Here is a 6,606-nt window from a genome sequence, read left to right on the forward strand (position 1 = left end):
TTACATGATAGAAATAAAAGGGTTAGCTAAGGCGTTTGCTATCAGCAAAGGCAATAAATTATCGGATACCGAAAAGCAGGATGTGCGTTACAGCGAAAAAGCCTTCCATTCAGTACGAGATGTTAGTTTTACTTGCGGCAATGGCGAAGTGTTAGGCTTGCTGGGCCCCAATGGCGCAGGCAAAACCACTACCTTACGGATGTTATCTACGGCGCTGAAACAAGACAGTGGTTCGGTATTTATTAACGATATTGATGTACTGCAAAAGCCGATTCAGGCCCGCAAAGAAATCGGCTTTTTATCGGCAGATACCGGCTTATATGGCAAGCTTACTGCTTTTGAAAATATTGCTTATTTTGCCCGGTTACACGGTATGAAAGAAGCAGCGATAAAAAGCCGGATTGAAGAGTTGTTTACCATGCTGGATATGCATGACTTTGCCAATCGCCGGGTAGATACCATGTCGACCGGGATGAAACAAAAAACCGCGATTGCCCGCGCGGTGGTGCACTCGCCCAAAGTGGTTATTCTGGATGAACCGACGACGGGCCTGGACATTATGACGGTTCAAACGGTACTGGATTTTATTAAATCTTTAAAAGCACAGGGCACCCCGGTAATTTTCTCTACCCACCATCTGGATGAAGTCGGGGCCTTGTGTGACAGAGTAGTTGTTATAGACAAGGGCGTCAGCAGCTTTTCTGGCAGCCTTGCAGAATTTAAACAACTGACACCGGATGGTGATTTACGACAAGCCTTTTTGGCCGTTATTGCCAATCAACCTCAGCAGGGAGCAGCCTAATATGTGGCAGGTTTACTTTAAAGAATTAACCGAATTACTGCGCGATAAAAAAACCCTTATTTTTGTTATTTTACTGCCCATTCTTATTTTTCCGGTACTGTTTGGTATTGTTGGCCTGGTGATGGCAACCACCACCAGTAAAGCAATGGAAGAGCAGCATCGTTATGTCATTATCAATGAGCAACAGGCACCAGAGTTTGCTGAAGCGCTGTTCTACCATAAAAACTTTAAAAAAGTTGAAACCACGCTCAATAGTGAGCAAGAACTGATTGCCGCTATTCGAAATGAAGAGTTTGATGTGGCACTGGTGATCCCGGCTGACTTTGCCAGGCGAAAAGACGCGGTAGAGCAGACAGAGTGGCAACTTATATATAACCGTTCGTCGCAACTGGACTTTATGTACAACTATTTCGACGAAATGCTAAAAGAGTATACCGAGACGTTGCAGCGGGGCACGCTAAGTCAGCTCGGCGTTGACCCGGCCAATCTGACCGCGATATTGAAGCCGGTTGAACTTACAAGGGTTAATACGGCTGAGCAGCGAGAAAATATTGGGGAGAGCATGGGCGCGATCTTAGCTTATGCCCTGGTGCTGTTGTGCTTAAGCGGCGCAATGTATCCGGCAGTAGATATGGGCGCGGGCGAGAAAGAGCGTGGCACCCTGGAAACTCTGCTAATTTGTCCGGTTAGCCGCACTGCCATTGTTTTGGGTAAGTTTTTAACCGTGCTGACTACCGCGCTAATGACAGCCTTGATAACCGTCGTCAGTCTTGGTGTGTGGGGGGCGATTATCAGTGCTTTTGCTGACTTGTCGAAAGTATCTGAAGCCCTGGCCAGCATTACCATCGTCGATTTAATGCTGATGTTTTCTTTACTGCTGCCTACCGCCGCTATTTTTGCTGCATTACTGCTGGCTATCTCTATCTACGCCCGCACCTTTAAAGAAGCGCAGAATTATATGAGTCCGCTGACAATATTGGTGATAGTACCGTTAATGATTGCCATGGCGCCAGGCATGGAGCTGGATGTCACCACAGCCTTAATACCGCTGACCAATATTGCGCTGGCGATTAAAGAGTTACTTAAAGGTACTGCCGACTACGGTTTGCTGGCACTGATATTCGCTTCAACCACCGCTCTGGCGGGGGCGCTGATTGCGTTTTGTGTCCATTGGTTTCAACAAGAAAAAGTGCTATTTCGTTAAACAACTAAACAAAATGGTATTGATAACAATTCGTAATTAGATTAATATGGCGCTGTGTTGATATTGAGAGGCAGCGCCATGTTCGTTTGTTTATGTAAAGCAGTGTCAGATAAAGCGATTAAACAGCAGATTGCTATGGGTACCAGTACGATGCGGGAATTAAAAGCCAGCTTAGGAGTGGGTAGTCAATGTGGTAAATGTGTTTGTCAGGCTAGCGCTATTTTGCACAATGAACTTGTAAAACAATCAATTGATATTGATAAGCTGGCAAAACCCGCCGCCTGAGTCACCTGTTATTGTTATTTGTAGTACGGCGGTTTAGCACGTAACCAAACCTAGGCTGCTTGCCCGACTTATTTTCCGCATTAATTTTTTATTTATTCCACTTTCCACTTTCCATTTCCAGGTTTATTCTGAATTTTCTGCTATTTCAGTTCTGTTTTGAACGACTTAACGCCATAATATCCACAGATAAATGGGCTAAGCTTGTATATCGACTACTAAAATCTGATAGGAGCGCACGGTAACGTTATGGATAAAATTAAACAGGTCGCCATAGTAGGCGGGGTACACGGTAACGAATTCTCGGGTATCTATTTAGTAAAACAATATCAGGCAACGCCACAACACGTTACCCGGCCCAGTTTTGACAGCCGTTGCGTCTGGGCTAACCCCGAAGCGTATTATGCCAATAAACGCTATATACATAGCGATTTAAACCGGCAGTTTAAAAATGTTGATCTGGCTAACTCTTCACTTAGCAACTATGAACAAAGCCGGGCTAAAGTGCTAAATGCTGAACTTGGCCCAAAAGGCGCCGCGAAAACCGACTTACTGATAGATTTACATAACACCACCAGCAATATGGGCGCCTGTTTAATTCTGACTCAGGCGGGGCCTTTCTACAATAAGTTGGCTGCGTATGTGAAAATGAAAATGCCCGAGGCGATAATTTCCCGCGACGAAGATCATTTTGCTGCTGCAGACCATGCGCTGATGTGCACGCTTGGCCGATATGGTGTGCTGGTTGAAGTGGGGCCGCAGCCGCAATCGGTACTGCGCCACGATGTGCTGGAGTTAATGGATCGGATGACCCAGCATATTCTTGATTTTGTTGAGCTTTATAACACAGATAAACTGCCACCATTGCCAGAGCACACGGAAGCATTCCGGTATCTGCATAGTATTAAACTGCCAATGAATGAGCAGGGTGAACGGTTGGGGATGGTCCATAAAAATGTGCAGGATAAAGATTATCAGCCCATTCAACCAGGCGATCCGATTTTTATGCTATTCGATGGTACTGAAATTTGCTATGAAGGCCAGCAGACGGTATATCCAACTTTTATTAATGAGGCAGCTTACTATGATAATAATCTGGCAATGTCATTAAATGAAAAAGTGCTGATTACGCTGGAATAACCGCAACAATACGTTCGTTTTAGCGGTTAATTATGTTATTAATTTGCTACGTTTTTAGAGATGGTTAAACTGGAGCGCTATGTATCGGAAGTGTGGGCTGAGTTTACGGTGTGCGAGTGCAGCGGTGCTTTTTAGCACAGCAATGCTGTTTAGCCTTGCAGCTAGCGCCGGTGCGTTGCAACCTGAGCAATCTGTTTTACATTTGTACACAGAATATAGTCCCCCGGGCGAGTACCTCGATAGTAACGGTGAGGTAGCCGGAGCTACAGTAGAATTGATTAAATTGCTGCTGCAGCGGCTGGATCAACCTGCAACAATTGAATTGCTGCCCTGGGCCCGTGCTCTGGAGCGGGCCCAACTGGAGCCCAACAGTGGGGTGTTTGAAACGGTGCGTAATCAAGAACGCGAAACGCGATTTAAATGGGTTGGGCCGTTAAAAATGCATACTATCGGTTTATATGGTCGTAATGATGTCTTCAACGGCCGTCAGATAAACCCCATTGTCAGCAACAACTATCTTGCTTGTGAATATCGCAAGTCGGTGCATGTTAACACGTTAAAAAGACTAGGTTTTGCTGAAGGACGCAACCTTGTCCTGACGGTTAACCATGGCGATTGCTTTAAATTGTTAGTTAAAGGCAGAGTGCAGCTGGTGGTACTAAACGAAGCGGGATTTGCCGAACGTCAGCTGCAAATGCAGCAAGCAGGTTATGATTTGGTTTTTTTACAACCGTTAAACCAGGTAAGGCTGTATCTGGCTCTCTCGGTGGATATTGATGACAGTGTCATTTCGCGCTGGCAACAGGTGCTGGAACAGAGCTACCTTGACGGCAGTATGCGGGCGCTCTATCAGGGCGTCTATTCTGAACAGATGATAAACCGCCTAGAGCAATTCGCCATTGAGAGGCAAATGCCGTTGCAGTAAATATTACTGCAACTTTTAGCAGGGCGCTTATTCTGACTGGTTTGCCAGGATTTTAATTTGTTGTTCGGTTAAGCGATAACCTACCCATTCGGTTTTCTCTTGCGCTTCTAATGCCTGATAAAATTTAATTGCCGGTGTATTCCAATCCAGCACGCTCCACTCGAAACGGCCACAATCGTTATCAGCGGCAATCTTTGCCAATGCTCTAAACAACGCTTTGCCAGCACCGCTGCGCCGGGCGTCAGGGGTAATATACAGATCTTCGAGATATAAACCGTATTTACCCAGCCAGGTCGAATAATTATAGAAGTACACGGCAAAACCAATGGCGCTACCACCCTGTTCACAAATCAACGCATGGGCTTTGGCATCAGCGGTAAACAAAGTGTCGTTAATCATCTCAATCGAAGTCAGCACCTCGTGTTCGGCCTTCTCAAAAATGGCCAGTTCGGTGATAAATTGCAAAATCGTTGTAGCATCAGCAGCTGTCGCTGCTCTGATGTTTAAATCTCTCATAAAAGCTCCGTGTTGATTACAGGCTGTCGTAGTGTGCTTTCTTTTGAATAAGTTCAATGGAGTAATTATCAGGATCACGGACAAAAGCAATTTCAGTGGTACCGCCTTTTACCGGACCAGGTTCGCGGCTTATTACACCGCCTTTGGCACGAATTTTATCGCAGGCGTCGTACACGTTCTCAACTTCCAGCGCAATATGGCCATAAGCATTGCCTAAGTCGTAGCTGTCGGTGTCCCAGTTATACGTAAGCTCCAGCACGGTATGCTCGCTCTCTTCACCATAACCGACAAAGGCTAAGGTGTATTTATACTCTTTATTGTCAGACTGGCGCAGCAGCTTCATACCCAGTACTTCGGTGTAAAAGGCGATCGACTTTTCTAAATTACCCACGCGCAGCATGGTATGTAGCATTCTCATGCAAACTCCTATTCGGCTTGTGTGTTTAAATTAGCGGTTAGATAGCTGATGTTAGCATAATATGCTGCGGCAAAAGGACCGCTAAGCGCCAGAAGCACCATATTGATTGTTAAATCGACTCACCTTGCTGATTAGGTGGATAAGAACAAGCGAACATATACAAAGCCAGCTAACCCCAGTATGCTGAAAACTATATTGATAAGAAAAGGAATTATTCTTGGCTTCAGCTAATCTACTCGCCCTTATTGATGATATTGCCACGTTGCTGGATGATGTTGCGGTGCTTTCAAAAGTGGCGGTTAAGAAAACCGCGGGGGTACTCGGTGATGACTTGGCGTTAAATGCTAACCAGGTCAGTGGTGTTAAACCTGATCGGGAAATTCCGGTAGTTTGGGCGGTGGCAAAAGGCTCTTTTCTAAACAAGCTCATTTTAGTTCCTGCAGCGCTATTAATCAGCGCGTTTGTCCCGGTGCTGATTACCGTATTGCTTATTCTGGGCGGTTTATATCTGTGTAATGAGGGCGCTGAAAAAGTACTGCACCGTTTTTTTCTGCGGCCATCGCCAGTCGAACGTGCGGCTCGCCTTAAAGCACTGGCAGATGAGAGTATTGACATCGTGGCTTTAGAAAAGGAAAAAATAACAGGGGCCATTCGTACCGATTTTATTCTGTCGGCAGAGATTGTGGTTATTGCGCTTGGTAGCGTAAAGCAGGCTGGTATCGTCACTCAGTTGGGCGTGTTAAGCGCCATTAGTATTGCGGTAACCATCGGCGTCTATGGTCTGGTGGCGGCCATAGTGAAGATGGATGACGCCGGTTTACATATGCTCAGAAAAGCAGTCAGTGGTAATTGGAATAATGTACAACGCACGGTTGGTCGCGGCTTGCTGATTGCGGCGCCATTATTGATGAAGACACTGGCTATTGTCGGAACCATTGCGATGTTTCTGGTAGGTGGCGGCATTCTTTCACATAACATCCCGCTATTTCATCACGTTTCATTGCTGCTTCAGCAAGCCGCTCCGTCGCTCAGTGTGATTACGCCAGTGCTATTTGATGGCGTAATCGGTTTTATCGCCGGTGCTATTATTGTCGCGATCTTGAGTCTGATTGGCCATATGCGTGGTAAATAGTCAGTTGGTCTGCACCAGCTCAGAATGGACATATGTTGCAGCCGGGGTAGTTAGCCTGTCTGCGACACTCAGATTATTATTCCGTTTGGTTGGTTTTTTGCAACAAAGAAGGGCCTCTATTATAGAGGCCCTATGAATACTTCACTGTCATTAATGTGAGGAACTGTAGTGGCACACTAAATTTGGC

Annotated in this window: 8 protein-coding genes; 6 read left to right on the plus strand and 2 right to left on the minus strand. The window is 45.9% G+C overall.

Features of this window, described 5'->3' with window-relative positions; translation table 11 throughout:
• Nucleotides 1-4: 4 nt before the first annotated feature.
• The 5 genes from B2X65_RS07500 to B2X65_RS07520 all read left to right on the plus strand — a co-directional run bounded on the left by B2X65_RS07500 (nt 5) and on the right by B2X65_RS07520 (nt 4,353).
• Nucleotides 5-802 carry an ATP-binding cassette domain-containing protein gene (locus B2X65_RS07500; RefSeq protein WP_290611674.1) on the plus strand — a complete coding sequence of 266 codons (798 nt, stop codon included), beginning with the start codon at nt 5-7 and terminating at the stop codon, nt 800-802.
• Between the two features lies 1 nt (nt 803).
• Nucleotides 804-2,006 (plus strand): ABC transporter permease, encoded by a 1,203-nt coding sequence (locus tag B2X65_RS07505; protein ID WP_290611675.1) that lies wholly within the window; start codon nt 804-806, stop codon nt 2,004-2,006.
• A 78-nt stretch (nt 2,007-2,084) separates the two neighbouring features.
• A complete protein-coding gene (locus B2X65_RS07510; RefSeq protein WP_290611676.1) occupies nt 2,085-2,291 on the plus strand; it encodes a bacterioferritin-associated ferredoxin in 207 nt (68 codons plus the stop codon).
• Nucleotides 2,292-2,537: 246 nt separating this feature from the next.
• Nucleotides 2,538-3,428, plus strand: coding sequence for an aspartoacylase (locus B2X65_RS07515; protein ID WP_290611677.1), 891 nt, complete (start codon nt 2,538-2,540; stop codon nt 3,426-3,428).
• Nucleotides 3,429-3,570: 142 nt separating this feature from the next.
• Nucleotides 3,571-4,353, plus strand: coding sequence for a substrate-binding periplasmic protein (locus tag B2X65_RS07520; protein ID WP_290611678.1), 783 nt, complete (start codon nt 3,571-3,573; stop codon nt 4,351-4,353).
• A gap of 27 nt (nt 4,354-4,380) precedes the next feature.
• On the opposite strand, the gene B2X65_RS07525 is transcribed toward B2X65_RS07520, so the two are convergent.
• Both B2X65_RS07525 and gloA read right to left on the minus strand, forming a co-directional pair.
• Nucleotides 4,381-4,869, minus strand: coding sequence for a GNAT family N-acetyltransferase (locus B2X65_RS07525; protein ID WP_290611679.1), 489 nt, complete (start codon nt 4,867-4,869; stop codon nt 4,381-4,383).
• A 16-nt stretch (nt 4,870-4,885) separates the two neighbouring features.
• Nucleotides 4,886-5,287: a lactoylglutathione lyase gene (gene gloA, locus B2X65_RS07530; RefSeq protein ID WP_290611680.1), complete on the minus strand. Its 402-nt coding sequence runs from the start codon at nt 5,285-5,287 to the stop codon at nt 4,886-4,888.
• A 217-nt stretch (nt 5,288-5,504) separates the two neighbouring features.
• On the opposite strand from gloA, the gene B2X65_RS07535 reads away from it, so the two are divergent.
• A complete protein-coding gene (locus B2X65_RS07535; protein ID WP_290611681.1) occupies nt 5,505-6,419 on the plus strand; it encodes a DUF808 domain-containing protein in 915 nt (304 codons plus the stop codon).
• The last annotated feature ends 187 nt before the right edge of the window (nt 6,420-6,606 follow it).

Source organism: Arsukibacterium sp. UBA3155 (assembly GCA_002364615.1).
Taxonomy (GTDB): Bacteria; Pseudomonadota; Gammaproteobacteria; order Enterobacterales; family Alteromonadaceae; genus Alishewanella.